This window comes from uncultured Photobacterium sp. (assembly GCF_947502415.1).
Classification (GTDB): domain Bacteria; phylum Pseudomonadota; class Gammaproteobacteria; order Enterobacterales; family Vibrionaceae; genus Photobacterium.
The window spans coordinates 65,168-91,804 of record NZ_CANMZV010000012.1; the positions used below are offsets into that span (position 1 = coordinate 65,168).

The 26,637-nt window shown below is 48.0% G+C and carries 25 protein-coding genes; 5 read left to right on the forward strand and 20 right to left on the reverse strand.

Annotated elements, in window-relative coordinates:
• Positions 1 to 491: 491 nt before the first annotated feature.
• From dapB to murJ, 7 genes are all read right to left on the reverse strand, one after another.
• Positions 492 to 1,301, reverse strand: a complete 810-nt coding sequence (dapB, locus tag Q0852_RS13865) for a 4-hydroxy-tetrahydrodipicolinate reductase (protein WP_299018877.1) — start codon at positions 1,299 to 1,301, stop codon at positions 492 to 494.
• A gap of 136 nt (positions 1,302 to 1,437) precedes the next feature.
• A complete protein-coding gene (gene ispH, locus Q0852_RS13870; RefSeq protein WP_299018879.1) occupies positions 1,438 to 2,379 on the reverse strand; it encodes a 4-hydroxy-3-methylbut-2-enyl diphosphate reductase in 942 nt (313 codons plus the stop codon).
• A gap of 12 nt (positions 2,380 to 2,391) precedes the next feature.
• Positions 2,392 to 2,826, reverse strand: a complete 435-nt coding sequence (fkpB, locus tag Q0852_RS13875; RefSeq protein WP_299018881.1) for an FKBP-type peptidyl-prolyl cis-trans isomerase — start codon at positions 2,824 to 2,826, stop codon at positions 2,392 to 2,394.
• 124 nt (positions 2,827 to 2,950) lie between these two features.
• On the reverse strand, positions 2,951 to 3,481 hold the full coding sequence (gene lspA / locus Q0852_RS13880; protein ID WP_299018882.1) for a signal peptidase II: 531 nt from the start codon (positions 3,479 to 3,481) through the stop codon (positions 2,951 to 2,953).
• On the reverse strand, positions 3,481 to 6,330 hold the full coding sequence (gene ileS, locus Q0852_RS13885; protein ID WP_299018884.1) for an isoleucine--tRNA ligase: 2,850 nt from the start codon (positions 6,328 to 6,330) through the stop codon (positions 3,481 to 3,483). The genes lspA and ileS overlap by 1 nt, the downstream gene beginning before the upstream one ends.
• A complete protein-coding gene (ribF, locus tag Q0852_RS13890; protein WP_299018886.1) occupies positions 6,327 to 7,298 on the reverse strand; it encodes a bifunctional riboflavin kinase/FAD synthetase in 972 nt (323 codons plus the stop codon). The genes ileS and ribF overlap by 4 nt, the downstream gene beginning before the upstream one ends.
• A 115-nt stretch (positions 7,299 to 7,413) precedes the next feature.
• A complete protein-coding gene (murJ, locus tag Q0852_RS13895; RefSeq protein WP_299018888.1) occupies positions 7,414 to 8,973 on the reverse strand; it encodes a murein biosynthesis integral membrane protein MurJ in 1,560 nt (519 codons plus the stop codon).
• Positions 8,974 to 9,182: 209 nt separating this feature from the next.
• Between murJ and rpsT the strand changes: the two genes are divergently transcribed.
• Positions 9,183 to 9,443 (forward strand): 30S ribosomal protein S20, encoded by a 261-nt coding sequence (gene rpsT / locus Q0852_RS13900; protein WP_299018890.1) that lies wholly within the window; start codon positions 9,183 to 9,185, stop codon positions 9,441 to 9,443.
• An 87-nt stretch (positions 9,444 to 9,530) separates the two neighbouring features.
• Here the strand turns inward: rpsT and Q0852_RS13905 are convergent, their stop codons facing one another.
• From Q0852_RS13905 to nhaA, 4 genes are all read right to left on the reverse strand, one after another.
• Complete coding sequence (locus Q0852_RS13905; RefSeq protein WP_299018892.1) at positions 9,531 to 9,827, reverse strand: metalloregulator ArsR/SmtB family transcription factor; 297 nt, start codon at positions 9,825 to 9,827, stop codon at positions 9,531 to 9,533.
• A gap of 106 nt (positions 9,828 to 9,933) precedes the next feature.
• On the reverse strand, positions 9,934 to 10,818 hold the full coding sequence (gene nhaR / locus Q0852_RS13910; protein WP_299018894.1) for a transcriptional activator NhaR: 885 nt from the start codon (positions 10,816 to 10,818) through the stop codon (positions 9,934 to 9,936).
• A gap of 96 nt (positions 10,819 to 10,914) precedes the next feature.
• Entirely contained in the window at positions 10,915 to 11,196 is a 282-nt protein-coding gene (locus Q0852_RS13915; protein ID WP_299018896.1) for a hypothetical protein, read from the reverse strand.
• Between the two features lies 1 nt (position 11,197).
• Complete coding sequence (gene nhaA, locus Q0852_RS13920; protein WP_299018898.1) at positions 11,198 to 12,358, reverse strand: Na+/H+ antiporter NhaA; 1,161 nt, start codon at positions 12,356 to 12,358, stop codon at positions 11,198 to 11,200.
• A 483-nt stretch (positions 12,359 to 12,841) separates the two neighbouring features.
• Here nhaA and Q0852_RS13925 point away from each other — a divergent pair, with 483 nt between their 5' ends.
• A complete protein-coding gene (locus Q0852_RS13925) occupies positions 12,842 to 13,984 on the forward strand; it encodes a Na/Pi symporter (RefSeq protein ID WP_299018900.1) in 1,143 nt (380 codons plus the stop codon).
• Positions 13,985 to 14,187: 203 nt separating this feature from the next.
• Here the strand turns inward: Q0852_RS13925 and Q0852_RS13930 are convergent, their stop codons facing one another.
• From Q0852_RS13930 to rppH, 5 genes are all read right to left on the reverse strand, one after another.
• Complete coding sequence (locus Q0852_RS13930) at positions 14,188 to 15,039, reverse strand: thymidylate synthase (RefSeq protein WP_299018902.1); 852 nt, start codon at positions 15,037 to 15,039, stop codon at positions 14,188 to 14,190.
• 117 nt (positions 15,040 to 15,156) lie between these two features.
• The gene (gene lgt, locus Q0852_RS13935) at positions 15,157 to 15,963 is read right to left on the reverse strand and encodes a prolipoprotein diacylglyceryl transferase (RefSeq protein ID WP_299018904.1); all 807 of its coding nucleotides are present in this window, start codon (positions 15,961 to 15,963) and stop codon (positions 15,157 to 15,159) included.
• A 56-nt stretch (positions 15,964 to 16,019) separates the two neighbouring features.
• Entirely contained in the window at positions 16,020 to 16,823 is an 804-nt protein-coding gene (locus tag Q0852_RS13940; protein WP_299018906.1) for a sulfite exporter TauE/SafE family protein, read from the reverse strand.
• A gap of 6 nt (positions 16,824 to 16,829) precedes the next feature.
• Positions 16,830 to 19,088, reverse strand: a complete 2,259-nt coding sequence (gene ptsP, locus Q0852_RS13945; protein ID WP_299018908.1) for a phosphoenolpyruvate--protein phosphotransferase — start codon at positions 19,086 to 19,088, stop codon at positions 16,830 to 16,832.
• A gap of 26 nt (positions 19,089 to 19,114) precedes the next feature.
• Positions 19,115 to 19,636 (reverse strand): RNA pyrophosphohydrolase, encoded by a 522-nt coding sequence (gene rppH / locus Q0852_RS13950; RefSeq protein ID WP_299018909.1) that lies wholly within the window; start codon positions 19,634 to 19,636, stop codon positions 19,115 to 19,117.
• Positions 19,637 to 20,484: 848 nt separating this feature from the next.
• On the opposite strand from rppH, the gene mutH reads away from it, so the two are divergent.
• Positions 20,485 to 21,153 carry a DNA mismatch repair endonuclease MutH gene (gene mutH, locus Q0852_RS13955; protein WP_299018911.1) on the forward strand — a complete coding sequence of 223 codons (669 nt, stop codon included), beginning with the start codon at positions 20,485 to 20,487 and terminating at the stop codon, positions 21,151 to 21,153.
• Here mutH and Q0852_RS13960 read toward each other — a convergent pair.
• Entirely contained in the window at positions 21,148 to 21,450 is a 303-nt protein-coding gene (locus Q0852_RS13960; RefSeq protein WP_299018913.1) for a DUF6482 family protein, read from the reverse strand. The genes mutH and Q0852_RS13960 overlap by 6 nt on opposite strands.
• A 198-nt stretch (positions 21,451 to 21,648) precedes the next feature.
• Between Q0852_RS13960 and Q0852_RS13965 the strand changes: the two genes are divergently transcribed.
• Positions 21,649 to 22,683, forward strand: coding sequence for an NADP(H)-dependent aldo-keto reductase (locus Q0852_RS13965; RefSeq protein WP_299018915.1), 1,035 nt, complete (start codon positions 21,649 to 21,651; stop codon positions 22,681 to 22,683).
• 185 nt (positions 22,684 to 22,868) lie between these two features.
• On the opposite strand, the gene Q0852_RS13970 is transcribed toward Q0852_RS13965, so the two are convergent.
• A complete protein-coding gene (locus tag Q0852_RS13970; protein ID WP_299018917.1) occupies positions 22,869 to 23,120 on the reverse strand; it encodes a LysR substrate-binding domain-containing protein in 252 nt (83 codons plus the stop codon).
• Positions 23,121 to 23,150: 30 nt separating this feature from the next.
• Here Q0852_RS13970 and Q0852_RS13975 point away from each other — a divergent pair, with 30 nt between their 5' ends.
• The gene (locus Q0852_RS13975) at positions 23,151 to 23,513 is read left to right on the forward strand and encodes a PACE efflux transporter (protein ID WP_299018919.1); all 363 of its coding nucleotides are present in this window, start codon (positions 23,151 to 23,153) and stop codon (positions 23,511 to 23,513) included.
• Between the two features lie 89 nt (positions 23,514 to 23,602).
• Here Q0852_RS13975 and Q0852_RS13980 read toward each other — a convergent pair whose 3' ends face one another.
• Both Q0852_RS13980 and Q0852_RS13985 read right to left on the reverse strand, forming a co-directional pair.
• Entirely contained in the window at positions 23,603 to 24,940 is a 1,338-nt protein-coding gene (locus tag Q0852_RS13980) for a sigma-54 dependent transcriptional regulator (protein ID WP_299018920.1), read from the reverse strand.
• Positions 24,941 to 25,199: 259 nt separating this feature from the next.
• The gene (locus tag Q0852_RS13985) at positions 25,200 to 26,474 is read right to left on the reverse strand and encodes a dicarboxylate/amino acid:cation symporter (protein ID WP_299018922.1); all 1,275 of its coding nucleotides are present in this window, start codon (positions 26,472 to 26,474) and stop codon (positions 25,200 to 25,202) included.
• Positions 26,475 to 26,637: the final 163 nt, after the last annotated feature.

The following is a 26,637-nucleotide window of genomic DNA, read 5'->3' on the forward strand; positions in this document are numbered from 1 at the left end:
CCATACAAAGTCAAAAAGCGAGTCAAGCTGATTTTTGACAAATTGCGCGCATTCTAGGGATCACTCTTTTAAGTGTCAATAAAACAGTCAAAATTAATTTGAATTTAGACCAACCCAAAAGAAAAAACAGGCTAAATCCATATAACCACACATTTTCATCGGTTTTACATCACACAATACAACACTCGTTCTCATTTTATCGTTTGCCCAAAACCACACCAACCACAACACAACAAAAAACAATAAAACCATTTCAATCACACCAACAAAAGCCGATCTTTTACCGCACCCGAACAAACACCACCCACAAAACACCAAAAACAACACAATTCCCGGTTAATTTTCCAGCAGGGAAGCACGTTCGAGAAAATAATAAAAACCAGAGGAACGCAGTCACTAATTATGCACCCACAAGTCTGTGGGTGCATATCGATGTATTTAACTGGAATAGATACCGCAGGAAGGGGAGAAGCGGTAATTAACAGATGAGATTAAAGTTCGTCCAGGCCAAGTACGTCGTGCATTGTATAAAAACCCGGCGTTTTATCGTTCAGCCAGGCAGCAGCACGGACAGCACCATTGGCAAAAGTCATACGATCGGTAGCCTTATGGGTGATTTCCACTCGCTCACCAATATCTGCAAACATCGCGGTATGCTCACCGACGATATCTCCAGCTCGGATCGTCGCAAAGCCAATCTCATCACGACTGCGCTCACCGGTAATGCCTTCCCGAGCATACACTGCCACGTCATTGAGTTTATTGCCCATCGCACCAGCGATCGCCTCACCCATACCAATTGCGGTACCTGATGGCGCATCAACTTTATGACGATGATGTGCCTCAACAATCTCGATGTCACAATAGTCACCCATGACTTTTGCGGCTTTCTCCAACAGTTTGAACATCAAATTAACACCGACACTGTAGTTCGGTGCCATCACAATCGGCATGCTCTTAGCAGCCTCGTCAATCAGCTGACGCTCTTCCTCACTAAAGCCTGTCGTACCAATCACAATTTTCTTGCCGTGCTGCTGACAAAACTCGATATTAGCCAAAGTTGCAACCGGTGCCGTGAAATCAATCAGTACATCGAAGTCATCTTTCGCTGCAGCCAGATCATCTACGACAGCAACAGACAGTATACCAATACCAGCCAGTTCACCGGCATCAACACCGACCAGGGTGGACTCACTGCGCTCAGTCGCTGCACCCAGTGCAGCCTGTTCTGACAGATGTGTCGCTTTTAACAGCTGTCGACCCATGCGTCCTGCCGCACCGGCAATCGCAATTCTTACCATTGCGTCTTTTCTCCCTAATATGTTTTATCGATAAGTATTACTTCAATGTAGCCTGTTGACGAGTATAAAAAAAGCCCCAGCATTCGCTGAGGCTTCAATTGGATAGCATCCCTTAATATCAAAGATGGCAGACGGCTTACACGTTCTTAACTTGTAGCTCGCGGGGAACTTCAAAAAACATGTTTTCTTCCCGGCCGGTCAACTCTTCAACTTCAGCACCACTTAACTGACGGATACGATCGATGATCTGGTTAACCAATTCTTCAGGTGCCGATGCCCCCGCGGTGATCCCGACCTTCAGCTTGCCTTCAAACCATTCCGGCTGCACATCTTCCGGACAGTCGGTCAGGAAGCCCGGTGTTCCCAGCTTTTCAGCCAGCTCACGCAAGCGGTTTGAATTGGAAGAGTTCTTTGAGCCAACCACAATCATCACATCCACCAACTGCGCCATTTCACGCACGGCATCCTGTCGGTTCTGGGTCGCATAACAGATATCATCCTTACGCGGGCCCTGGATCTCAGGGAAGACTTCACGCAGCTTGGCGATCACATCAGCCGTTTCATCCACAGATAAGGTTGTCTGGCTAACATAATGCAGATGGCTCGGATCTTTAACCGGCAGCTTCTCGACATCTTCCGGTTTCTCAACCAGGTACATACCACCTTCTTCGCTGGTGTACTGGCCCATAGTGCCTTCCACTTCCGGATGGCCGGCATGACCGATCAACACCACTTCCATATGGCGACGGCTGGCGCGCGCTACTTCCATATGGACTTTGGTTACCAGCGGGCAGGTAGCATCGAAAACCGTCAGCTGGCGGGCTTTAGCTTCATTGCGAACCGCTTGTGAAACACCATGGGCAGAGAAAATCACAATATTGTCATCAGGTACTTCATGTAAGTCTTCGACAAAAATAGCGCCACGCTGTTTGAGCCCTTCAACCACGAAGCGATTATGAACAACTTCATGGCGAACATAAATTGGCGGTTGATACATTTCCAGTGCACGTTCAACAATACTGATGGCACGGTCAACGCCGGCACAAAAACCGCGTGGATTGGCTAATAAGATTTTCATTGCTAACAGCTCTTAGTTTTCAATGGCCACAACTTCGACATCAAAGGTGACCCGTTGCCCGGCAAGCGGGTGATTGAAGTCAACGGTCACCGAGTCACCGATAACTTCAGTAATAATTCCTGGAATATCGTTACCATCCGATCCGGAGAAAGCGATGATGGTCCCCACCTCGGCAGGCGTATCTGCACCAAATTTCGACAAATCGATATGGTGGATGTTATCAGGATTAGCAAGGCCGAAGGCATCTTCCGGCTCCAGCACAAAAGTACTTTTCTGACCTACATTCAACCCCAACAGGCATTTTTCAAAATTATCCGTCAGGCTGCCATCACCCATACGGAACTTCGCTGGTTTGCCCATCGCCTGGGTTGAATCTGCAACTGAACCATCTTCTAGCTTAATGGCAAAATGCATCAGTACTTCGCTATTTTCCTTAATTACCAACATGTGGCGTTCCTTTTAATTGTTGTATTGATGAGCATGCCCTGGGGACAACTTTCCCTGCTCTTTTTACAACAAAGCGCCGTCCGTATCAACGGACAGCGCCTAGGGTTATAACTTGCATCCGCTTTTAGCGGTTAACCGGCTGTTTATCTTTATCGGCCAGAAAGCCTTCCAAAACAATCAACCCAGCACCGACACAGATAGCTATATCCGCAATATTAAATGCCGGCCAGTGGTGCTTACCAATATAAAAATCGAGGAAGTCGACCACAAAGCCATGGTACAGACGGTCAAATAAATTGCCGAGAGCACCACCGATAATCAGTGCATAAGCACTGTTTGCCAGCTTATGGGAGGCCGGTGAACGACGCATCCAGAAAACCAACAATCCGCAAACAGCTAATGCAATCGCCGTAAACAGCCAGCGCTGCCAGCCACCAGCATCACTCAAAAAGCTGAATGCTGCACCGTAGTTATGCACATACAGCAAGTTAAAGAATGGCAGAAGCTCAATACGGTTTGGCCAACCGTATTCCATGGTATTCATCACCACCAGCTTACTGGCGAAATCCATGATAAACACCAGAGCCGCTAGCCACAGCCAGCGAACTCCAGATTGTTTCAGCGATGGGATCTGTTTAGGCGATAACTTAATCATTAGGCAAACTTACGCTCTTCACCTTCGCCGTCGATGTTGCTCACACAACGGCCACATACTTCTTCATGACCTTCGATAGTACCAACATCAGCAACATGGTGCCAACAACGGTCACACTTCGCAGCTTCAGACGCCTTAACGGTTACGAACAGGCCTTCAACATCAGTTTCCTGTGCGCCTTCAGGCTTGCTGTCAGCAACGACAACCTGCGCTTTCGATGTCAGCAGCACAAAACGCAGCTCATCTTCCAGCTTATTCAATTTCGCAGCCAAAGCTTCATTTGCGTGAATAGTAATTTCAGCCTGCAATGCACCGCCGATCACTTTGTCTTTACGCGCACCTTCAAGCAGTTTATTCACTGCGCCACGAACATGCTGGATTTCAGTCCAGAAGTCGTTGTTCAGCTCTTCGCCTTCAGCCAGACCGAACAGCCCTTCGAACCACTCACCCGTGAATACGAACTTGTCGCGCTGCTCACCATTACCTTGAGAAGCTGGCATTTCATTCCAGATCTCGTCAGCAGTGAACGACATGATTGGTGCCATCCAGCGAACCAGTGCTTCAACAATGTAGTACAGAGCCGTCTGACAGCTACGCTGTGCGTGGCCGCCGCGCTTCGCTGTGTACTGACGGTCTTTGATCACATCCAGGTAGAAAGAGCCCATCTCAACAGAACAGAACTGCATCAGACGCTGAGTCACTGTGTGCAGGTTGTACTCATCGTACGCCTGGATGATTTCTTCCTGTGCTGCTTTCGCTCGGCCCACAGCCCAACGGTCAAGCGCGACCATCTCTTCCGGTGCAACAAGATCCGTTTCCGGGTTGAAACCGCTCAGGTTTGCCAGGAAGAAACGAGCCGTGTTACGGATACGCCGGTAAGCATCAGCAGAGCGCTTCAGGATTTCATCAGAAACCGCAACTTCACCAGTGTAGTCGGTAGACGCCACCCACAGGCGCAGAATATCAGCACCCAGCTTATTGGTTACATCTTTCGGTGCAACAACGTTACCGACAGATTTCGACATCTTACGGCCCTGGCCATCAACCACGAAACCGTGAGTCAGCACTTGCTTGTATGGAGCCTTGCCTTTCATTGCTACAGAAGAGATCAATGAAGACTGGAACCAACCGCGGTGCTGGTCAGAACCTTCAAGGTACAGATCAGCGCTGTTGCCGTTGTATTCTTCACGGCTGTCTACTACAGAGAAGTGTGTTACACCTGAGTCAAACCAAACGTCCAGTGTATCCAGTACTTTCTCGTAGTTAGCGGCATCTTCTTCACCCATCAGCTCAGCAGGCTCAACATCCCACCATGCCTGGATACCTTTTTCTTCAACAAGCTTCGCAACTTTCTCGATCAGCTCACCGGTGTTAGGGTGAAGATCTTGTGTTTCTTTATGAACGAACAGTGCAATTGGCACACCCCAGGTACGCTGACGAGAGATACACCACTCAGGGCGGCCTTCAACCATACCTTCGATACGGCTCTGACCCCACTCAGGCATCCACTGAACATTCTTGATTTCTTCAAGGGCTTTAGCACGCAGACCGGCTTGATCCATTGATACGAACCACTGTGGTGTCGCACGGAAGATGATCGGCGTTTTATGGCGCCAGCAGTGCGGGTAGCTGTGCTCATAAGCGTGGTGATGCAGCAGTGCGCCGTGCTCTTTCAGCGTTTCGACAACAGCATCGTTCGCCTTGAATACGTGCTGACCGGCAAACAGTTCTGTATCCGGCAGGTAAACACCGTTGCTGCCAACAGGGTTAGCCACTTCCAGGCCGTATTTCTGGCCTACCACGAAGTCTTCCTGACCGTGGCCTGGTGCTGTGTGAACACAACCAGTACCAGAATCAGTCGTTACGTGATCACCAAGAATAACCGGCACGTCGAAGCTATAGAATGGGTGGTTGAAGCGTACCAGCTCCAGATCTGCACCTTTACAGAAACCAAGATTGCGGTAGTGCTCAATACCGGCACGATCCATTACATCTTTTGCCAGCTCAGCTGCAACGATCAGACGTTCAGGATTGTCACCTTCCGTCTGAATCAATACGTATTCCAGATCATCACGGATAGCTACAGCGCGGTTAGCAGGCAGAGTCCAAGGTGTTGTTGTCCAGATAACAATAGACACATCACCCTGACCTTCATGCGCTTCAGTACAACCGAATTTAGCAACAACTGCTGCTTCGTCAACCGCTTTGAATTTCACGTCGATAGACGGTGAAACTTTGTCTTTATATTCAACTTCTGCTTCAGCCAGTGCCGAACCACAGTCAGTACACCAGTGAACAGGTTTGAAACCTTTTAGCAGGTGGCCCTGATCCGCGATTTTCCCCAGAGAGCGAATGATGTTCGCTTCTGTTGCAAAATCCATTGTGCGGTAAGGCTTGTCCCACTCACCCAGAACACCCAAGCGCATGAAGCTTTCTTTTTGACCTTCAACCTGGCCAGCTGCGTAAGCACGGCATTTCTCACGGAACTCAGCCGCAGTAACTTTATGGCCTGGCTTGCCAACTTTCTTCTCTACCATCAGCTCGATTGGCAGACCGTGGCAGTCCCAACCTGGAATGTAAGGTGAATCAAAGCCAGAAAGAGTCTTTGACTTAATAATAATGTCTTTAAGAATCTTGTTCAGTGCGTGACCAATGTGAATATCACCGTTGGCATATGGAGGGCCATCGTGTAATACGAAGGATTTTTTACCCTTCTTGGCTTTACGGATCTCACCGTAAAGATCTTCATCATACCAACGCTTAAGCATCGCAGGCTCACGGTTAGCTAGATTGCCTCGCATCGGAAACCCTGTTTCAGGCAGGTTCAGGGTATCTTTATAGTCGCTCATTGATTCTCGATTCCGTTACTTGGGCGAAATTGGACATTATTACGCTCAGACAGCCACACCCGTGCTGTGTGAGCATCACGCTCTATTTGCGCTTTTAGCGCATCAAATGATTCAAATTTAATTTCGTCACGCAGCTTATGACGCAGCACAACTTCAATCTGGTGTCCGTAGAGATCAGATTTAAAATCAAACAGATGTACTTCGAGTTGTTGGCGTACACCATTTACTGTCGGCCGATGGCCAACATTGGCAACTCCGGGTAGCGGAGCACCGTCAACACCAAAGACCTCTACCGCGTAGACACCGGAGACCGGTGATACTCGACGCTTGAGAGGTACATTTGCTGTCGGAAAACCGATTGTTCGGCCTAGTTTGCGCCCATGGGAGACTCGTCCGCTGATACTATATGGACGGCCTAACATCGACTCGGCCAATAACAAGTCATCACTTGCCAGGGCCTGACGTATTGCCGTACTGCTGACCCGTTGGTCAGAAACGCAAAAGCTCTGGGTACTGACAACCGTAAAACCGAACTCTTTCCCCGCAGCTTCTAGCATAGCAAAATTCCCACTCCGGCCTTTACCGAAGCGAAAATCATCGCCAACAACCAGAAACTTAACACCCAATTGCTCTACCAACAAGCGGCGGACAAAGTCTCGCGGCGACATATTGGCAAAATGAGTATTAAAATTGACACAAAGCAAACGATCGACACCTACCTGCTTCAACTGCAGGTACTTATCGCGAAACCGCGTCAACCTTGCAGGGGCATTCTCTCCCGCAAATAATTCCATCGGCTGAGGCTCAAAGCTCATCACCGTTGCCGGCCAGCCCAGTGCCCGCGCTTTCGCCAGCACCTGACGCAACACCGCCTGATGACCTAAGTGAACACCATCAAAGTTACCAATCGTCAACACGCTTCCGTGATGCTCTGGCTTGATATTATGTATACCTCGGATTAATTCCATGCGCCGCTTAAATTTTCGCAGAGTGAAAAACTGACGGATTATATACTACTCTAAGCCCATCATACCAATCAGAATCATTTTCTGACTGGGTGATATCATATTTCGGGGCAAGTGCTTACCCCTCGGCCCGAAGGTGATGTAACCGAATCCCCAGCAGAACAACCGTCATCAAATAAGCCGCTGCGCCTAACGCAATCAGCCCCGCCAACCACAACACGCGGTAGCTCAATGTCCAGGCCAGCCACTGGTTCATTACCGGTAGCATCCAAAGCAATACCGCCACCATCACTGCCCCAGCCAATACCAGGCGCAGGACAAACGTCAAGGTTGTTCGGGTAACCCGGTACACATTAGCGCGGTGAAGGCCACGGTATAGCAAAACGGCATTAACCAGAGCTGAGAGGGCTGTTGCCATCGCCAATCCAATATAGCCATATAAATAAGCAAAGATCGCGTTAAACACCATGTTGGTCACCATCGCAACGATCCCATAGCGCACCGGTGTTTTTGTATCCTGGCGGGCGTAATAGCCGGGAGCCAATACTTTGATCAACATAAAGTTCAGCAAACCGGAAGCATAAGCCAGCAGTGATAAAGAAGCCTGCTCAACGTCTGCAGGTGAAAACTCACCGCGCATGAACAGTACCATCAACATCGGCTTAGCAAGTACCATCAAGCCAAGCATCGCCGGGATCCCCAGCAATAGCACCATCCTTACCCCCCAATCCATCGTGTGGGCAAATTGCTCACTGGTCTGCTCAACATGCTTACGCGAAAGAGCAGGCAAAATCACTGTAGCAATCGCAATTCCGAACAGTCCCAACGGAAATTCCAGTAAACGGTCCGAGTAGTACAACCAGCTAATGGAGCCGGTCGTCAGGAAACTGGCAATAAATGTATCAAATAGCAAGTTGATCTGACTCACCGATACCCCAAATAAGGCCGGAATCATCAAAGTGCGGATCTTGACCACCCCAGGATCGCTCCACCCCCATTGTGGCTTAACCAGCATGCCCTCTTTATATATGAATGGAAGCTGAAACAAAAACTGGATCAAGCCACCCAGAAACACCCCTATCGCCAGGCCTATCTCAGGCTGAGACAGATTCGGAGCCAGGAACCAGGCGCAACCAATAATAGCAACGTTAAGAAATACCGGGGTAAAGGAAGAAACTGCAAATTTTCCCAAGGTATTGAGGATCGCCCCAGACAAGGCAACAAAAGTAATAAACCAAAGATAAGGAAAGGTAATTTTCAGCAATAAACTGGCCAGTTCAAACTTTGGTGCGGCCGGGCCATCATTCAGCCAGTCGACAAACCAACCGGCACCGAACAAAGCGGTGACAATACCTGAACCCAATACACCGAACAAAGTCACAACAGTGACGATAACTCCCAGCGTGCCCGAGGCGCGAGCAATAAGCTTCCGGATTTTATCCATATCCCCTGAAGCGTGGCATTCAGTCAATACCGGAACAAATGCCTGAGAGAATGCACCCTCGGCAAATAATCGACGTAAAAAGTTAGGAATTTTATTGGCAAAAAAGAAAACATCGGCTGCTGCACCGGCTCCCATCAGGTTCGCCACCACTACATCCCGTACCAATCCCAGTACCCGAGAGACCAATGTCATGGTGCTGACAATCAGTCCAGAGCGCAAAAGACGCTTACTCACAAAAAAAACCTCATAAAGATGGCTCAGAAAAGGTGACTTCCGAACCTAAATGCTGGTAAAATCTGCCGCCATATTAACCGTGTTAATCCGCAAGTGCCAACTTGATTGGTTAGGCGGATCTTTGCACAAATCATTTGACATTCTCTGGTTTTGCAGGCATAGTCCTCGGCCTTAAATTGTCACCGTACCAAGATTTGGGAGTTACACCCTTGGCAAATATCAAATCTGCTAAGAAACGTGCTATCACTTCAGAAAAACGTCGCCAGCACAACGCTAGCCGTCGTTCTATGATGCGCACTTTCTTCAAAAAAGTTGTTGCTGCAATCGAAGCTGGCAACAAAGAAGCTGCTACTCAAGCTTTCGTTGAAATGCAACCTGTTATGGACCGCATGGCTACTAAAGGCCTGATCCACAAAAACAAAGCTGCACGTCACAAAGCTCGTCTAACTGCTAAAATCAAAGCTCTTTAATTTAAGAGTTGCGATTCAGTTATAAAAAAACCGGCTTCTGCCGGTTTTTTTCTGTCTGATTTTTGTAGTTCGCTCCATATCACGACACTAAGCGCTACAGTACATTTTATGAAGCAGTTGCATCATCGCCCTGACTTCTTCACTTTTTAAGCGGTAGTAGACTGTCTGCGCCTCTTTGCGCGTATCAACAAGCCCATCACGCCTTAACCATGCCAAATGCTGAGATAATGCAGACTGACTCAAACCCAACTTTTCGCTCATCATCCCAACCGACATTTCTCGTTCCAGCAAATAGCAAAGGATAAATAAACGTCGTTCATTCGCCATGGCTTTCAGCAGCGCTACGGCCTTAGGGGCATTTTGCTCCATTTGCTGTAGTTCCATACTTCCACCATCATTAAACTTAAGTTAATGCTAATGTACTTAATTTGGGAACGCTTTTCTAGCCATAGCTGACGAAATCTCACGCAAACAATCCAATAGCGCAACGTTATTTAAACAATTTCCTAAAATCAGCCTCACAGATCTTCTTCACCGCCGGGTGCATGATCATTCGCTCAGCAAAAATAACGTAATATTCCTCTGTGATCTCTTTTACCCGCTTCACTTCACGGATGTTATTGGATTCAATTTCCTCGGCATAAATAGAAGGAGCAACAAACATCGACTGGTGGTAGGCACCAAAGGCCTTCATTAGAGCCGCATCATCAAATTCCCCAAGGATATTCGGGGTGATCCCCTGCTGATCAAACCAATGGTGCAATTTGCGCCCCATCGCCGTTCTTCGACCGGGAACAAGCAATTTATAGTCTTCAATACAAGCAGGGAAGTTCAGCGGCTTGGTCGGAACCGAACAAAAGAAGCTCATACTCGACTCCCCCAGCTTCTTACTATAAAGACCAGGGCTTTGGGTTGAATCTACCGGGCAATCTGACAAAATCATATCCAGCTTATGCTGAGACAACTGATCAAGCAGCATTTCGTGGGTGGATTCATAACAGCGCAAGTGGATACGCTCATCTTCAGGAATCCCCTCCAACAGCACTTTGCTAACAAGGCGCTTGGAAAGAGCATCAGCAACACCAACCTCTAACAGCTGATTTTCCCGCTGGGTATAGTTAACAATATCCAACATCTCATAACTAAGGTCGAACATCTTATCAGCGTACTTAAAAACCAGCTGCCCAAGCTCAGTCGGTTCGATATTACGCCCGACCCGTTTGGTCAACTTACCTTTAAGTCGCTCTTCCAGCGCTCGGATTTGGCCGGTCACCGTCTGAGGCGCAAGAAACAAGGCATCAGCGGCCTTCGTGACAGAACCTTGCTTGCAGACCATCCAAAAATAATAGAGGTGATTGTAATTTAGGTGAGACATCCTGTTTTACTACTTCCCGGAAATAAAAAACCCCAAACGCGCAGCTTACGCTGTGCCCTCGGGGTCTTCAATAATTATTCGCCAGAGAAGAGTTGGTTAGGAAGAAACTTCGTCGTCTTTTAACTGGATTGACGTTTTCTCTTTCTGAACCGACTTACGGTAACGCTCTCCTACGCGCTGCTCCAGTGCTCGTGAGCGAAAATCATCTTTCGACTCAGACATCACTGTATTTTCAACGCTAGCCTTACCGTGGCTAAGACCGGCCAAATAGGCCTGGCACACTTCCGTATTATTGTTCTCAGTACAGTCATTGTAATCAACCGACGCAAGAACCGCTGAAGATGACAACATTACAACGCTTAGAAGATAACGTTTCATATTACGCCTCCGTTTTAGGCAGGGTACGACTTAACATGAAGTACCCCGATAACGCTGCAACCGTAGAGCCCAGCAGGATCCCAAGACGCGAATAGGTGCTGAAGTCTTCTGGCGCGCCGACAAAAGCCAGCGAAGAGATAAAGATGGACATCGTAAAACCGATACCACACAGCACGGATACAGCAAAGATATGGGTAAAGCCAACACCGTCAGGCAGCTTCGCCAAGCCGGTTTTCACAGCCATAACACTTGCTGTAAAGATCCCAAGCGGCTTACCAATGAACAGGCCGAGGGCAATACCCAGCGGTAGCATGGATGTCAGACCAGAAAGCGACACACCTTCCAGAGAGATACCGGCATTGGCAAATGCAAACAACGGTAGAATCATGAATGCAACATATGGGTGCAGTGCGTGTTCCATATGTTTTAGTGGTGACGCATGCTCTGAACGATCTCCGTCTTTACCTGCCAGAGGAATCGCAAAGCCAAGTACCACGCCCGCCAGCGTTGCGTGAACCCCCGATTTCAATACGCTAACCCACAGGATCAAACCAACAACCAGATACCAGGAAATCTTGGTTACATTCTTCGCATTCATCACGAACAGGGCAGCGGTTGACGCAAAGGCTACAGCCAGAGCCAGTGTTGACAGATCACTGCTATAGAACAGAGCAATAATCACAATCACACCCAGATCATCAATAATTGCCAGCGCCAGCAGGAATACTTTCAGCGAAACCGGAACACGGCTGCCTAGCAGGGCCATTATACCCAAGGCAAATGCAATATCTGTTGCCGCTGGAATCGCCCAGCCCTTGACAGCCATCGGATCAGCAAAGTTAAAGGCGGTGTAAACCAATGCCGGAGCGATCATGCCACCAACGGCTGCAATCGCCGGAAAGATTGCCTTTTCTTTGGTATTTAGTGCCCCTTCAATCAGCTCACGCTTCACTTCCAGACCAATTAACAGAAAGAAAATCGCCATCAGGCCATCGTTGATCCAGTGCGCAACAGACAGACCGGCAACATAAGAATGCAAGGTGCCAGTATAGAGCGACTCCAGTGGCGAGTTCGCAATCATCATCGCGATCGCTGCGGCAATGATCAGAATAATACCGCCTGCAGACTCTAGTTTGAGAAAATTACGAATTGCTTCGGCCATCGACCGTAACTCCTTTACATGAAACAGATATCACAACAAAAATGTAAATTTAGTTTAGACGTCACACTACCGTCCTGAGAAATCGTTTGTTTAGAGACAAACACTCGGAAAAACCGAGTTATTACGGATTATAGAGAGTAATATCCGCACATTAATTATATAACTATCAAGATAAGAGAATATTTCCCTTATCTTCATTAGTCCTAACCTTTCAAAACTCTATCTAACGTCAAAAATTACCAATAAAATTCTTTTTTTACCTTACACCTCAAAACAAACAACAAAAACAATTAAAAACAAAAACCTAATAAATATCGTAAGTTTTTTTTTACATAGTAAAACAGTCACTTTAGTCACGTTTCAGTCAGAAATTCGCTTTGTGACAAGCCGTGTCATATTTCTGAAATATTCCAGCTCTACCATCGCCCCAGATTTCAAACAAATGAAACCCAAACGACATATCTTTGTCATGGAGAATTGATTATGAATACCCAAGCCACTACTGCTGCACCAATAAACAGCTCTATGCGTTGGGTCCGCTGGGCAAATCTGGCGTTCATGCTTTATGTTCTACTTGTTGCTGTATCTATGGTCAGCAGCGGCTTTAAATGGTCTGTCGGTGAACAAGCAAAAACGCTGTTTGAATTTGCATCCCATCCAGTTGCCGGTTTGATGATTGGCTTGGTGGCGACATCACTGATTCAATCGTCCAGTACAGTTACTTCTATTATTGTCGGTCTAGTTGCTGGTGGTTTGCCAGTTGAAACGGCAATTCCAATGGTGATGGGTGCTAATATCGGTACTACAGTTACCAATACTCTAGTGAGCCTGGGCCATGCTCGTTGCAAAGATGAATTCCGCCGAGCCTTTGAAAGTGCAACTGTTCATGACTTCTTTAACCTGCTTGCTGTCGCAATATTCCTGCCTCTGGAAATGATGTTCGGCATCCTTGAAAAAATCTCTTCATGGCTGGTATCACCGATGATGGGTGCTGGCGATATGAGCATGAAAGGCCTGAACTTCATGAAACCGCTGACCAAACCAGCCGTTGAAATTGTCAAAGGGCCGCTAGAAGCATTGGGTAACATGGGTGGCGTAATCCTTATCTTCATTGGTATTGCCCTGATCTTTGTTGCTATCACAGCAATGGGCAAACTAATGCGTAGCCTCATGGTAGGTCGTGCCCGTGAAATTCTGAAAAGTGCTATCGGCCATGGGCCGGTACACGGTATTGCTTCAGGAACCGTAGTTACGGTACTGGTACAATCTTCATCGACCACCACAAGCCTGATGGTTCCACTAGTGGGTACTGGTGTACTAAAAGTGCGTGACGTCTACCCATTCACTCTGGGTGCCAATATCGGTACTTGTATTACTGCTCTGCTGGCAGCAACGGCAATCTCTGGTGATAACGCCATATTTGCCCTGCAAATTGCCTTAGTCCACCTGTCATTCAACATACTGGCAACCCTGTTTATCTTCGGTACTCCCGTACTACGTGAACTACCGCTAAAAGCAGCGTTCTACCTAAGTGAACTTGCATCTAAGAACAAAGCAGCTGTAGCTGGTTACCTGGGGCTTGTCTTTGTTGCAATTCCTGGCTCAATTCTGGCGTTCACAGCTTAATAAAGCCAAACTCAAAACAAATAAAAGCCCCGCACAGCGCACTGTGCGGGGCTTTTTGTTGTTCTGAAAACTCAGCTGGGAATAATACCAATCCGCATTCGTCGTTGATCAGTCTTGCCCGTGAAAATCACCTGAACACTGACTCCCTCCTATAGGTGTAAATGTTTCAGGTACTGAACATTTCGTTACCCCAGGCAACAGTTTTATACAGAAAAAGGATACTTGATTGGATCGTGGTGCTGGTAACCCACCACTTCGAAGTCATCCATTGTCACCCAAGTTTCCAGATCTTCCAGTCTCTTGATTTCAGGGTTAATGATCAACTGCGGTGATTCAAACGGCTCACGCTTGAGCTGAACATCACGCATCAATTCCAGCTGATCTTCATAAATGTGGGCATTAATGATCTTATGATAAGCCTGTCCCGGTTTCTTGCCGGTGATCTGAGCCATCAGTGCCAGCAAGGTATAAACTTGGATCTGGTTAAAATTAAGCCCTAGCGGCACATCACAAGAGCGCTGGTAGCTTGTCAGGTAGAGTGTATCTCCCAGCAGAGAAAACGTGTGAGTGTGCATACACGGACGCAAGCAGCCCATATTGAACTCACCCGGGTTATAGAAAGTCAGGATTTCACCACGATCGTCAACCCCCTTGGTCAGGTTATCAACAATCTTACGTAGCTGGTCCAGTGTCGAACCATCAGGCTTTTGCCAGCTGCGTCCCTGGACACCATATACACGCCCCATGTCATCCTCACCTTTACGGTGCGGGTTATTCAGCCAGGCTTCGTTGTCATTGGCATTCATGTCCCAGGTTTTCGTACCCAAGGCTCGAAAATCGGCAGCATTGTCATAACCGCGGATATAACCCAACAGCTCAGCTATCGCTGCTTTCCAGAAACTCTTACGCGTTGTGATCAGTGGGAACTTGTTGTTAGCCACATCGTAAGTCAAATCAGCATTAATAACTGTCAGGCAACGTTTGCCTGTTCGCTTGTTTTCAATCCAAACACCATCGTCAACAATTCGCTGACAAAGGTCTAAATACTGTTTCATATCCCACCCGTTGATAGCTATGCTCAAGGCATAAAATTGTGCCCGATTTTAACAGAATACAAAAAAGGCGGCACCTCTGGGGTGCCGCCTTTGTGCAATCAATAACCGAATAACACCTTATGCGGTTTTATTCCTCGGCTGAAATTTGTAAGCCCAAACCATCATCAACAAGCCGCCTATTACCATCGGCAATGAGAGGATCTGTCCCATACTGATCCAGCCACCAAACAGGCCAAGGTGGGCATCCGGTTCGCGGAAATACTCGACAATGAAACGGAAGCTACCGTATCCCAGTAAAAACAGTCCTGAAATCGCTCCGGCTGGACGAGGCTTACGAATAAAGAGATTCAGGATGACCAGCAAAACCAGCCCTTCCAGGAAGAACTCATACAGCTGTGATGGATGACGTGGCAGTGGACCGCCGGTCGGGAATATCATCGCCCAAGGCACATCCGTCGTCCGCCCCCACAGTTCGCCATTAATAAAATTACCCAGTCGGCCGACACCGAGACCAAACGGTACCAGCGGAGCAACAAAATCAGCCACATTGAAAAATGTTCGGTTATTTTTATAGCCATACCAGAACATGGCAGTAATAACCCCCAACAGGCCGCCATGGAACGACATCCCTCCGGTCCAAACCTTGAACAGGTACAACGGATTAGCAAGGAACAGTTCGAAGTTATAAAACAGCACATAACCGATACGGCCGCCCAGTACCACACCGAGGAATCCGGCAAACAGCAAGTCACTGACCTGCTCACGAGTCCAGTCACTTCCGGGTTTATCAGCCCGTCGATTCGCCAGCCACATAGCAAAAACGAATCCCAGCAGGTACATAAGCCCATACCAGCGAATCGCCAGCGGACCAATTTCAATCAGGATTGGGTCAATATTTGGAAACGTCAAATAACCTTGGCTCATTCAATTAATCTCAAAAAGCAGGGACAAGACTCAATAATGATCTCTCCCTAACTGCATTATCCCAAAAACATCTTTGTGCTGATAAACAGCAAAAAGACGGCAAAAATCTTCTTCAACGTCATGGTCGGCAAACGACTGACCAATGCCGCACCATAACGGGTTGTCACCATCGAGGTCATCACAATACCAGCCAATGCCGGCAGATAGACATATCCCATACTCATCGCAGGCAACGCTTCATCACCGACTCCGGCGGCAATAAAGCCCATCATACCAGCAATGGCTATCATAGCCCCTGACAGCGATGCGCACCCTATTGCCCGGCGCATTTCCACGCCGTGCCAGTTTAAATATGGTACCGTCAGCGAACCGCCGCCAATACCGGCCAAACTCGAAACGATACCGATCACCCCGCCACTGCATACCGTTGCCACAGGCCCCGGCATTGTACCCTGACGGCTGACACGCATAGATAGAAGCATCTGCATCGCTAACAACAGTACAATTACCGCAAAAATCTTCGGGAGCAATGCCGTTGGCACCAGCTCGGCAATGACGCTGCCTCCGAGTCCTCCGAGGATCACACCCGGTGCCAGCGATTTCACAATCGAAAAATCCACATTTCCCAACCGGAAGTGATTGCGGGCAGACGCCCCCGACGTCAAAACAATACTGGCCAACGACGTTGCTAATGCAATATGCATCACCAAGCTGCTTTCAATACCGGCCTGGGGCAACAACCACACCAGCGACGGAACCACAACCAGCCCCCCTCCAATACCCAGTAAACCAGCCAGTAAACCGACTCCGCTTCCCAAGATCAGACACATGGCAAACAGCCACAACGCATTATCTATCATTCTAACCTACTGCTTACCTGCACGAATGAATCCACCCAAACCACGATCATCTACGAACTTCGTTGCCATATTGCGAACATCATCAGCCAAGGTCGACTGCAAAGCAAACTCAGCGAGCTGCTCCATCTCATTCACTGAAATATGGCGCAATATATATTTGATCCTGGCGACATTACGGGTATTCATACTCAATGAGCGGTACCCCATCCCAACCAGTAACAGTGCTCCCACCGGATCACCAGCCAACTCGCCACACACACTAACCGGTATACCGAGTGATTGGCTTGTCTCAATAATATGCTTTAAGGCATGCAGGACAGCAGGATGCAACGCATCATAGACACTCGCTACCCGGGAATTGTTCCGATCAACTGCCAATAAATACTGTGTCAGGTCATTACTGCCGACCGAAATAAAATCAACTTTCCCTTTCAAGGCCGACAGCTGGTATAGCATCGACGGAACTTCAATCATGATCCCGAGCCTTGGTCGCTTCAGCTCCCGCCCTTGTTCTTTGGCATACTTGGCAACTTCGACATAGGCACGTTCAATCAGAGCCCTGGATTCATCCAGCTCAGCAATACCGGAAATCATTGGCAAGAGAATATCCATGTTTTCCAGCCCGATACTTGCTTTCAGCATCGCCCGCACCTGGATCAGAAAAATTTCCGGGTGATCCAGGGTAAAACGGATACCTCGCCAACCCAAAAACGGATTATCTTCCTCTATCGCCAAATACGGCAAGGGCTTATCGCCACCAACATCCAGGGTCCGCATTACCACCAGCTTGTCGCTATAGGTTGAGAGTATCGCCCGGTATTGCAGTGTCTGCTCTTCTTCCGACGGAAAGCTCCGCTGCAGCAGAAACGGAACCTCTGTCCGGTAAAGACCAACCCCGTCAACGCCCTGGTTCACCGCAATACTGGTATCGGCACTCAGTCCCGCGTTGAGATGGATGAAAATCCGCTGGTTATCTTGGGTATAGGCCGCTTTACCCAATTCCTCTTCAACGGTCTTCGCCAGTTCGTTTTCTTCTTTCAGCAGCCGGGTATACTCGGCCAACACATGTCGATTTGGGTTAACCAAAAAGTCCCCCCGGTAACCATCGACAATCACCGGACAGTTATGCACCTTCTCTGGTATAAAATCGACCCCCATTATGGCCGGGATCCCCAAGGCCCGCGACAGGATAGCGGCATGGGAATTCGCAGCCCCTTCCTGGGCCACCACCGCCGCCAGCTTATCCCGGGGAATACTGGCCAGCATTGCCGCTGTCAGCTCCCGAGTCAATAAAACTACCGGTTCATCCCACTGATGCTCGATGCCTCCCTCATTTTGTAAGAAGAACAACAGGCGCTGACCCAATTCGCGAATATCCTGGGCCCGCTCCTTGAGGTACTCATCCTTCATCTTGGCAAATCGGTCAGAATAAGCTTCGACCACCTGACGGATCGCCCACTCAGCCTGATCGCCACCAGCAATTTTGGCAAACAGATCCTTACGCAACATAGGGTCATTAAGCAGATGGCTAAACAGATCAAAAATAGCCAGGGTTTCTTTATGCAGTTCGCTATCGAAGCGCTTCCTAAGCCGCCGGAACTCAGCACCAGCCAGCTCGACAGCAATACTCAGCCTCTCCTGTTCGGCTTCAAGATCCACGCAGGAGGCGGGCGAGACCTGTTCTAGCCTGGGCTGGTTATCATCCCACCACGCTCTGGCAATCGCGACGCCGGTTGATGCCGCCGAACCAATAAGGTGTAGGCCATTGTGTTGATCTGGCCACATTCCCTGTGCTTTGGCATGGGCAAGGATCACCGCCAGCTGAGCAGCCAGTGTTACCATGAAAGACTCTTCGCTTTCATCGAATTCCCGTCGCTCGCGCTGCTGGATAACCAAGACACCTAACACTTGGCGCTGGTGAATAATTGGAGTACCAAAAAACGAACCGAAAGACTCTTCACCGATACCGGGAAGATGTTTGAAATGGGGGTGATGACAGGCATCGGCAACATTAATGGGCTCAGCACGGCTCCCGACCAAACCGACAAGACCTTCATCAAAGTCCAGTCCTATTTGCCGGTGGGGCTTCGTCAGCCCCTGAGTCGCCATCAGCGTAAATTTCCGACGTTTATGATCCGCGATATAGACAGAGCAGCACTCCGTCTTCATTGCACGGCAGGTACTGACAACCAGCTGTTCAAGCGCTTCCATCAAGCTCGGTGCGCTTGCGACCTTCTCAACAATTTCTCTAAGCTGCGTCAGCATAATAAACCTTACCTGGGATTTCAGCGTTATCCTCGCTTGCCTCTGCGCTTGGCCTTACGCTCTCTTCTCTCCTTGAATGGCATGGCCATCGCGGCAAACTCCTTCAGCGCCCGCCGATAGACATCCCGCTTAAAAGACACAACCTGGCGCACCGGGTACCAATAACTGACCCATCGCCAACCATCAAATTCAGGCGTGTTACCACGCTGCATGTTCACCTTTGACTCATCACATTCCAGGCTAAGCAAAAACCACTTTTGCTTCTGCCCGATACAAACCGGCTTAGAGTCCCACCTTACCAGGCGCTTGGGTAATTTATAACGTAGCCAATGTCGGCTTGACGCCAAAATTCGGACATCTTTCTTTGTAAGCCCTACTTCCTCATACAGCTCCCGGTACATGGCTTGTTCCGGGGTTTCCCCCTCATCAATGCCGCCTTGCGGAAACTGCCAGGAATGTTGTCCATATCGTCGAGCCCAAAATACTTGGCCATGGCTATTACAGATAACTATCCCTACATTAGGGCGGTATCCATCGCCATCAATCACTGGACGACCTCAACTATAAATCTCTATTAACAGTGATTTTTTCACAGACGATGCAATGGGTAAACAAACATTCTAATTAATAACTGTTTTTTCCTACCTAGCACTCAATTTCTGGATAACCTCACCGACTCGGCTAATTTATAAACAGGCAAATGAGACATACACCACATTTATACACGCTTTCTGTGGATAGATTTGTGAAGAAGCCTGTTTTTTTAAAAATCCCGACAAACCATGATTGATACAAAACTGTAATCAAAAACAAAAAACAACCAATAAAAACATTTACAGACAACAACTTAAATGAAAATTAAATTAGTATCCACTCATTAAGGAAAGATCATTTTTGTTATAAAAACAGGATCGGTCAAAGATTAACCAACCACTGCTTTATCCACACCAAAAATCAGCAGCAGCAACTTTCCCACCGAAATAAACGCTGAAATATCCACCAAACACCTGGATGTATAACCATATTCTGCAGAATAAAAATATTTACCCCAACATCCTGTGGATATCTTTATGAAAGATCCTTACATTAGTGCTTGATAACCTCTACCCTTCGCCAGATGACTCAACACCAAAACAACCAACAAGAGCAAAAAAAAACATTTTATTCAACATGATAGATAAGCACCCACCAATTTCATATAAAGTGATTTATAGCACCTGGCAGGATCGTCTGTATTTCAACCAACTATCTCTAATTCATCCGCAATAGCCAAGCGCTGTACTTCTTAATCACAAGCTACCGGGGTGCCCTTTACGAGTACTATTATCAGCATAGAAGCGCTGTGATAGTATGCTTGGTTCCTGTAATGATTCCCCCAAATTAAACCTTAATTGTTATGCGTCCGACTCCTCAGACAGAGCAAGAACTCCTCAGCCGTGCCCACGATTTGGCAGGGCTTACCCTCGGTGAACTGGCAGAGCAAGCCGGTATCATTACACCACCGGATCTGAAGCGAGATAAAGGCTGGGTAGGCCAGTTACTGGAATGGCATCTTGGAGCGGTAGCCGGCAGCAAACCTGTGCCAGATTTCATGGAACTGGGCATTGAGCTCAAAACCATTCCAATCGGCTACAACGGCAAACCACTTGAGACGACCTTCGTCTGCGTCGCGCCACTCATTGGCCTGCAAGGATTAAACTGGGAGAACAGCCATATCCGACATAAGCTGGCAAAGGTACTCTGGATCCCAGTTGAGGGTGAACGGGATATACCTCTGGCTGACCGCCATGTCGGCTCGCCGCTGTTATGGAGCCCATCTGTCGAGGAAGAGCTACAGCTGCGCCGCGACTGGGAAGAGCTCATGGACATGATTGTGCTGGGACAAATAGAACAAATCACGGCGAGACATGGTGAAGTACTGCAACTGCGGCCAAAAGCCGCAAACAGCAAAGCACTGACCGAAGCCTACGGTGCCAATGGCCAGCCAATAAAAACCCTTCCGAGGGGATTTTATCTCAAAACAAGCTTCACCGCCGAATTACTCAGACGGCATTTCATCTTATAACGAGATAATCATATCTTCCTGACAGGAAGATACCTTACCGTCCGGAGAAAATTCATCATAGGGATCTATCACCCGCAGAACAACCGAAGTGATCCCTAGCGGATGAAGCAACTCCTTGACCTGTTCAATGGACTGAAAACGCATCATTTCATCATTGTCATTCTTTAATGGCTCAAGCTGCTGCTTAAATTCAATTTCCATCAAATAGTCTGAGCAACCGGCATAACTGTTCAGAATACATTTGGGAACTTGGCCATGACCCGCTTTCAACCAATGTTTCAACTGTGTCAGTTTCATTACGCCTCCTAGGATCCTACGGCTAGACACCGAATCAGGGATCAGTCAGTTTTTAACTATGTGACATATTAACAATATCAGCAAGATGCCTTTTGGGAATTGTTCTGGGGCAGAGCACATTTCTAATTGCTTTTCGTCCTTCTCAGCACGATAAAGACAGGTTATATTCAAAGAAAATCACTGGTCCAAGGAGGGCTTATGGAATACCACCAACTCCCCCATTCCTCGCTGGAAGTCAGTAAAATCTGTCTCGGTACGATGACATTCGGCGAGCAGAACAGCGAAACGGATGCTCATAACCAACTGGATTTTGCTTTTGAGCGGGGAGTAAACTTCATCGACACCGCAGAGATGTATCCGGTGCCACCCAAACCGGAAACTCAGGGACTGACTGAAACCTATATCGGCAACTGGCTGAAAAAATCCGGTAAGCGGGATAAAGTAATTCTGGCGACTAAAGTGGCCGGGCCAAGAAGCCTTCCTTATATCCGCGAAAATATGGCTCTTGATAGGCGCAATATCCATGATGCAATCGAAGCCAGCCTCAACCGCCTCCAGACTGATTATATCGACCTTTACCAACTTCACTGGCCTCAGCGCGAAACCAACTGCTTCGGCACCCTCAACTATCCCTATAAAGATGAAAACTGTGGCGTCACGATCACCGATACCCTTGAAGCTCTGGCTGAATTAATCCGGGCCGGTAAAATTCGCTACATCGGTCTGTCCAACGAAACCCCGTGGGGCGTGATGTCCTTTCTCCGTTTGGCCGAAAAACACGATTTACCACGCGTCATCTCGATCCAGAACCCATACAACCTGCTAAACCGTAGCTTCGAAGTCGGCATCTCAGAGATCAGCCATCATGAAGGGGTCGAACTACTGGCATACTCACCACTGGCGTTTGGTACTTTAAGTGGCAAATACTTACATGGAGCTCGTCCGACCGGAGCACGCTGTACCTTATTTGAGCGTTTCTCCCGCTACTTTAATCAGCAAGGCATTGCCGCAACCCAAGCCTATGTCGATATAGCTAACAAGCACGGCCTTGATCCGGCCAAAATGGCACTGGCATTTGTTAATCAACGTCCTTTTGTGGCATCCAATATCATTGGCGCGACTACTCTTGAGCAGCTGGGCGCCAATATTGACAGCATCAACCTCAAACTCAGCAATGACGTACTGACTGATTTGGAAGAAATTGGAGTGAGCTACTCTAACCCTTGCCCATAACCAACCCCTATCGTGATAGATTTAGCTCGAATATAGCTGCCAATAAAAGAGCCCCCGGTAACCGGGGGCTGCTACACTATCCCCTCCGGTACAACAGCATGACTTTCAGGAAAACCAGCATACAAAGTCCTTATTTATGCTCCTTGATATCTCAGCCATATAGCACTGTTTATTATTGACAAAAATTACAGCTTAATTGTCCTCAACAATTGCAGTAAAACCTTTGCAGCCGGTCCCAGCGGATGCTGAGTAGACCACGCAATATCCACTCCTTGCTGCCAGGGCTGACTTTCAAAATCCAGCGCGAGACGCGTTAGCACTCCCGATTCAATCACATCCCTGACCATCTCTACCGGTAATGCCGTCCAGCCAATCCCGCTACTGACCAACTGCATTGCTGAGATTGCGTTCTCCGTCTGCCAGACAGAATCCGCCATGCAATCGGTTTTGAACTGATAGCCCTTACCATGATTGTGGCTATCCTAAGCCAGCTATTCGGCTTTGAAGCACACAAGGTCGGCGCGTTAGGTATAGCCTTCTCTCTCTTTGCTACCGGTTGGAACTTTGCTTATAACTTATTGTTTGACAAAGCCATGATGAAATACACCGGACAGCTGGAAAAGCGAACTAAACACCGGATCATACATGCCATCCTATTTGAGGTAAGCCTGCTATGGTTCACCCTGCCAGTAATTGCCTGGTGGCTGAACATTAGTTTGATTGATGCCTTCATCATGGATATCGGCTTGGTTGTCTTCTACCTGTTCTACACCTACAGATACAACCTTGCTTATGACAAAGTGTTTCCTCTACCAGCCAAGGCGGCATAAAACCAAACTGAACAATAAACTGATCCAATCAGTTGATTTCCCACCACACACAAAAAAAGCGCCCAAAGGCGCTTTTCATTGTTAACTTGTCAGCCCTGGCGGAAATGCCGTGGAGGGGGGACAAGATCATGCTTGTTCAGCAAGCGGTACATAGTGGCACGCGAAACACCAAGCTCACGTGCTGCCGCCGAAATCTGCCCCTTATTATTTTCCAGTACCGTCAGTAAGGCACTGCGTTCCGATTCTTCACGTATCTTCTTCAGACTCTGTTTATCATCACACAAACGAGGAAGATCAAAATGCTCGGCTTCAATCACCTTACTTTCAGCCAACAAAATAGCCCGCTTGATTTGACCAATCAGCTCCCGGACATTACCCGGCCACGGATAATGTAACAACAGCTTCTGAGCTTCCTCCGACAGCGACTTCGCCATGCTGTTATACTGACGGGAGAACTTCAGCAACAGATACTCAGCCAGCAACAAAATGTCCTCTCCCCGCTCACGCAGTGCTGGCACGACCAAACCCAACACATTCAGACGATAGTAAAGATCTTCACGAATCTTTCCACTCGCCAACAGCTCTTCCAGCGGATAACAAGTCGAGACAATCAAACGAGCATCAGACTTTATCAAATCACCATCAATTGATGTGAAATACCCATCCTGCAGGAAACGGGACAGCTCTTGCTGGCGCTCATCATTGAGCAAAGAAATTTCATCAAGATACAAGACACCTTTATTAGCTGCATCAAAACAGCACCGGTTCTGAGCTGGATGATTATCATCGACCAACGTCCAGCTATTATTGACAGCATCACAATTGACGCTGACAAACGTGGCCTTGGCACGGGTTGAAGCCTGGTAAATCGCCTGAGCGACCAGCTCTTTCCCGGTACCAATTTCCCCCTGAACAAAAACCGGCATATCCGCAGCTGCCATCCGCGTGACCTGATGGCGCAGCTTCTTCATTGCAGCCGCATTTCCCTGTAGCCCGTGCTGGCCAAAGTTCCCAAGCTCAGGCCACACCTTGCGTTCAAGCTGCAACATACCCAACTGATGACCGATTGTCTTCAGTAACTGAGATTCCGGCACTGGCGACGTAAAATAGTCGATACAAAAACTAACAATAAACTGGCAAATCGTTTCTGTATTAAGCTGAGCTTCACGTACCAATGCCAGCCAACGTGCTTGTTTGTTCCGGTTTACCACCCCGGCAATACCATTGAGACTAAAATCATCTTGAGTCAGATCCACGACACCGACACAAGGCCCTACTTCCAATAGCAACGACTCGGCAGTACGGAGATCATAACAGCGGTGGCATATCCAACCAGCCTTCTCCAACGTCTCGATCCAGGGTATATTGCTCCCCCCTAATACGATTAATGTTCCCAGGGCTGAAGCGTGCTTCAATTCTGTCTTCATCCTTTACCGCCTTTCCATCTGCCAGGACAAATCACCGATTCATTAACCTGCGGCATCACCACATGGCGTAATTAAGCTCAGGATTTGCTCTATAATTCATACAGATAAAATACCAAACACTAATGATAAATTGCTCGGCAAAACAAATGCAACCTGTTTACTATTATAATCAATATCCTGATAAATATTTCATCTAAATTATCGCCCCCAAACGCAAAAAGCGCCCGAAGGCGCTTTTATATCATCATCTAATTGCGAGTTAACTCACTGTTGCAGCTTCTGCCTGGCCATCAACCTCTTCCACACCAATTTCGTTTTCACTCTTAGCAACAATGGTATTGACTGCAGTATCACCAACAACATTCGAGCTGGTACAGAACATATCATTGATTCGATCAACCGCGGCAATAATCGCCAGACCTTCAGCTGGTAGGCCTAATTGGTGCAGAAGCACACCAACCATCACCACACCGCCACCTGGGACACCACCGGCACCAATAGACAGCAGCAGAATAGTCAGGCCAAGAGTAAACAAGTCTGCACTATTAATTGGCTGGCCAAACGCATTTGCCACAAAGATAGTAGCCAGTGCAATGTAGATAGACACACCTGACATGTTCATGGTTGCACCCAGTGGAACACCGAAGCCAGCCACAGATTTAGATACACCAATCTTATCCGTCAGGGTACGCATGGTAACCGGAATAGTCGCATTTGAACTTGCAGTCGATAGCGAGAACAGGATTTGCTCACGAATACTGCGCAAAAATTGTGATGGCTTGATCCCGGTAGCTAAGCCCACCATCGCTGGATAGAAGAAGAAAATCCAGAACACCAGCATTGCAACAACAAGTGCAACATAGCCTGCAACCGACATCAGCGTATTGGCATCCAGAGTCGCACCCAGCTGAATCATCAGGGCAAAAACACCGTATGGCGCAAGGCTCATCACCAGGCCAACCAGCTTCATCATGATTTCATTAGCCATCTTGAACGTCTTGATAGCAGGACCGCCGCGGGTATCAAGCGCCTGAATAGCCAGACCTGTCAGAATTGCCATAAAGATAATCTGGAGCATATCACCACTAGCAAATGCCTGGACCGGGTTACTAGGCACAATATTGACGATCAGAGAGAAGATATCTGGTGTTTCCGTAGTCGTCAGCTCAACCGCTTCAGACATCGCCCCTGCCAGGTTAGCATCCGCTCCCGGCTGGAAAATCATCCCTACCGTCAACGCTGCCGTAATCGCGATGATGGTATTAAGAATGTAGAGACCAAAGGTTTTTCCACCCAAGCGACCAAAAGCCGTGATGTCTTTCAGTTCAACGATACCGCAAACAATTGAGACATAAACTAACGGTACGACCAATAGCTTGATCAGCGATACAAACATACCACCGGCACCTTCTGCCAAGCCTAGTACATAGGTATCCATTAATGTCACGCCGTTAAACAAGTACTGAATAGCAGTACCTATAATCAGCCCCGCGAACAGGCCAGCAAAAATTTTTCCTGATAGCGATTTCTTCATCGTCCATCTCCAGTCGGTTGTGCTTGTTAATGTTCCATTTACATCCTGTTCCCACTGTTAGCCGTGGGTTAGGCGACATTTTACACAGATGATGTCGACTGAAAAGATTGATTTTTACATTCCGGCTACAACGCCGACACAAAATCAAATACTCCCAGATCAG

Bases quoted from the DNA above. Each gene is read 5' to 3' on its own strand.
- dapB (WP_299018877.1), bottom strand. From the start codon at position 1,301: ATGGTAAGAATTGCGATTGCCGGTGCGGCAGGACGCATGGGTCGACAG.
- ispH (WP_299018879.1), bottom strand. From the start codon at position 2,379: ATGAAAATCTTATTAGCCAATCCACGCGGTTTTTGTGCCGGCGTTGAC.
- fkpB (WP_299018881.1), bottom strand. From the start codon at position 2,826: ATGTTGGTAATTAAGGAAAATAGCGAAGTACTGATGCATTTTGCCATT.
- lspA (WP_299018882.1), bottom strand. From the start codon at position 3,481: ATGATTAAGTTATCGCCTAAACAGATCCCATCGCTGAAACAATCTGGA.
- ileS (WP_299018884.1), bottom strand. From the start codon at position 6,330: ATGAGCGACTATAAAGATACCCTGAACCTGCCTGAAACAGGGTTTCCG.
- ribF (WP_299018886.1), bottom strand. From the start codon at position 7,298: ATGGAATTAATCCGAGGTATACATAATATCAAGCCAGAGCATCACGGA.
- Q0852_RS13905 (WP_299018892.1), bottom strand. From the start codon at position 9,827: ATGGAACTACAGCAAATGGAGCAAAATGCCCCTAAGGCCGTAGCGCTG.
- nhaR (WP_299018894.1), bottom strand. From the start codon at position 10,818: ATGTCTCACCTAAATTACAATCACCTCTATTATTTTTGGATGGTCTGC.
- Q0852_RS13915 (WP_299018896.1), bottom strand. From the start codon at position 11,196: ATGAAACGTTATCTTCTAAGCGTTGTAATGTTGTCATCTTCAGCGGTT.
- nhaA (WP_299018898.1), bottom strand. From the start codon at position 12,358: ATGGCCGAAGCAATTCGTAATTTTCTCAAACTAGAGTCTGCAGGCGGT.
- Q0852_RS13925 (WP_299018900.1), top strand. From the start codon at position 12,842: ATGAATACCCAAGCCACTACTGCTGCACCAATAAACAGCTCTATGCGT.
- Q0852_RS13930 (WP_299018902.1), bottom strand. From the start codon at position 15,039: ATGAAACAGTATTTAGACCTTTGTCAGCGAATTGTTGACGATGGTGTT.
- lgt (WP_299018904.1), bottom strand. From the start codon at position 15,963: ATGAGCCAAGGTTATTTGACGTTTCCAAATATTGACCCAATCCTGATT.
- Q0852_RS13940 (WP_299018906.1), bottom strand. From the start codon at position 16,823: ATGATAGATAATGCGTTGTGGCTGTTTGCCATGTGTCTGATCTTGGGA.
- ptsP (WP_299018908.1), bottom strand. From the start codon at position 19,088: ATGCTGACGCAGCTTAGAGAAATTGTTGAGAAGGTCGCAAGCGCACCG.
- mutH (WP_299018911.1), top strand. From the start codon at position 20,485: ATGCGTCCGACTCCTCAGACAGAGCAAGAACTCCTCAGCCGTGCCCAC.
- Q0852_RS13960 (WP_299018913.1), bottom strand. From the start codon at position 21,450: ATGAAACTGACACAGTTGAAACATTGGTTGAAAGCGGGTCATGGCCAA.
- Q0852_RS13965 (WP_299018915.1), top strand. From the start codon at position 21,649: ATGGAATACCACCAACTCCCCCATTCCTCGCTGGAAGTCAGTAAAATC.
- Q0852_RS13970 (WP_299018917.1), bottom strand. From the start codon at position 23,120: ATGGCGGATTCTGTCTGGCAGACGGAGAACGCAATCTCAGCAATGCAG.
- Q0852_RS13975 (WP_299018919.1), top strand. From the start codon at position 23,151: ATGATTGTGGCTATCCTAAGCCAGCTATTCGGCTTTGAAGCACACAAG.
- Q0852_RS13980 (WP_299018920.1), bottom strand. From the start codon at position 24,940: ATGAAGACAGAATTGAAGCACGCTTCAGCCCTGGGAACATTAATCGTA.
- Q0852_RS13985 (WP_299018922.1), bottom strand. From the start codon at position 26,474: ATGAAGAAATCGCTATCAGGAAAAATTTTTGCTGGCCTGTTCGCGGGG.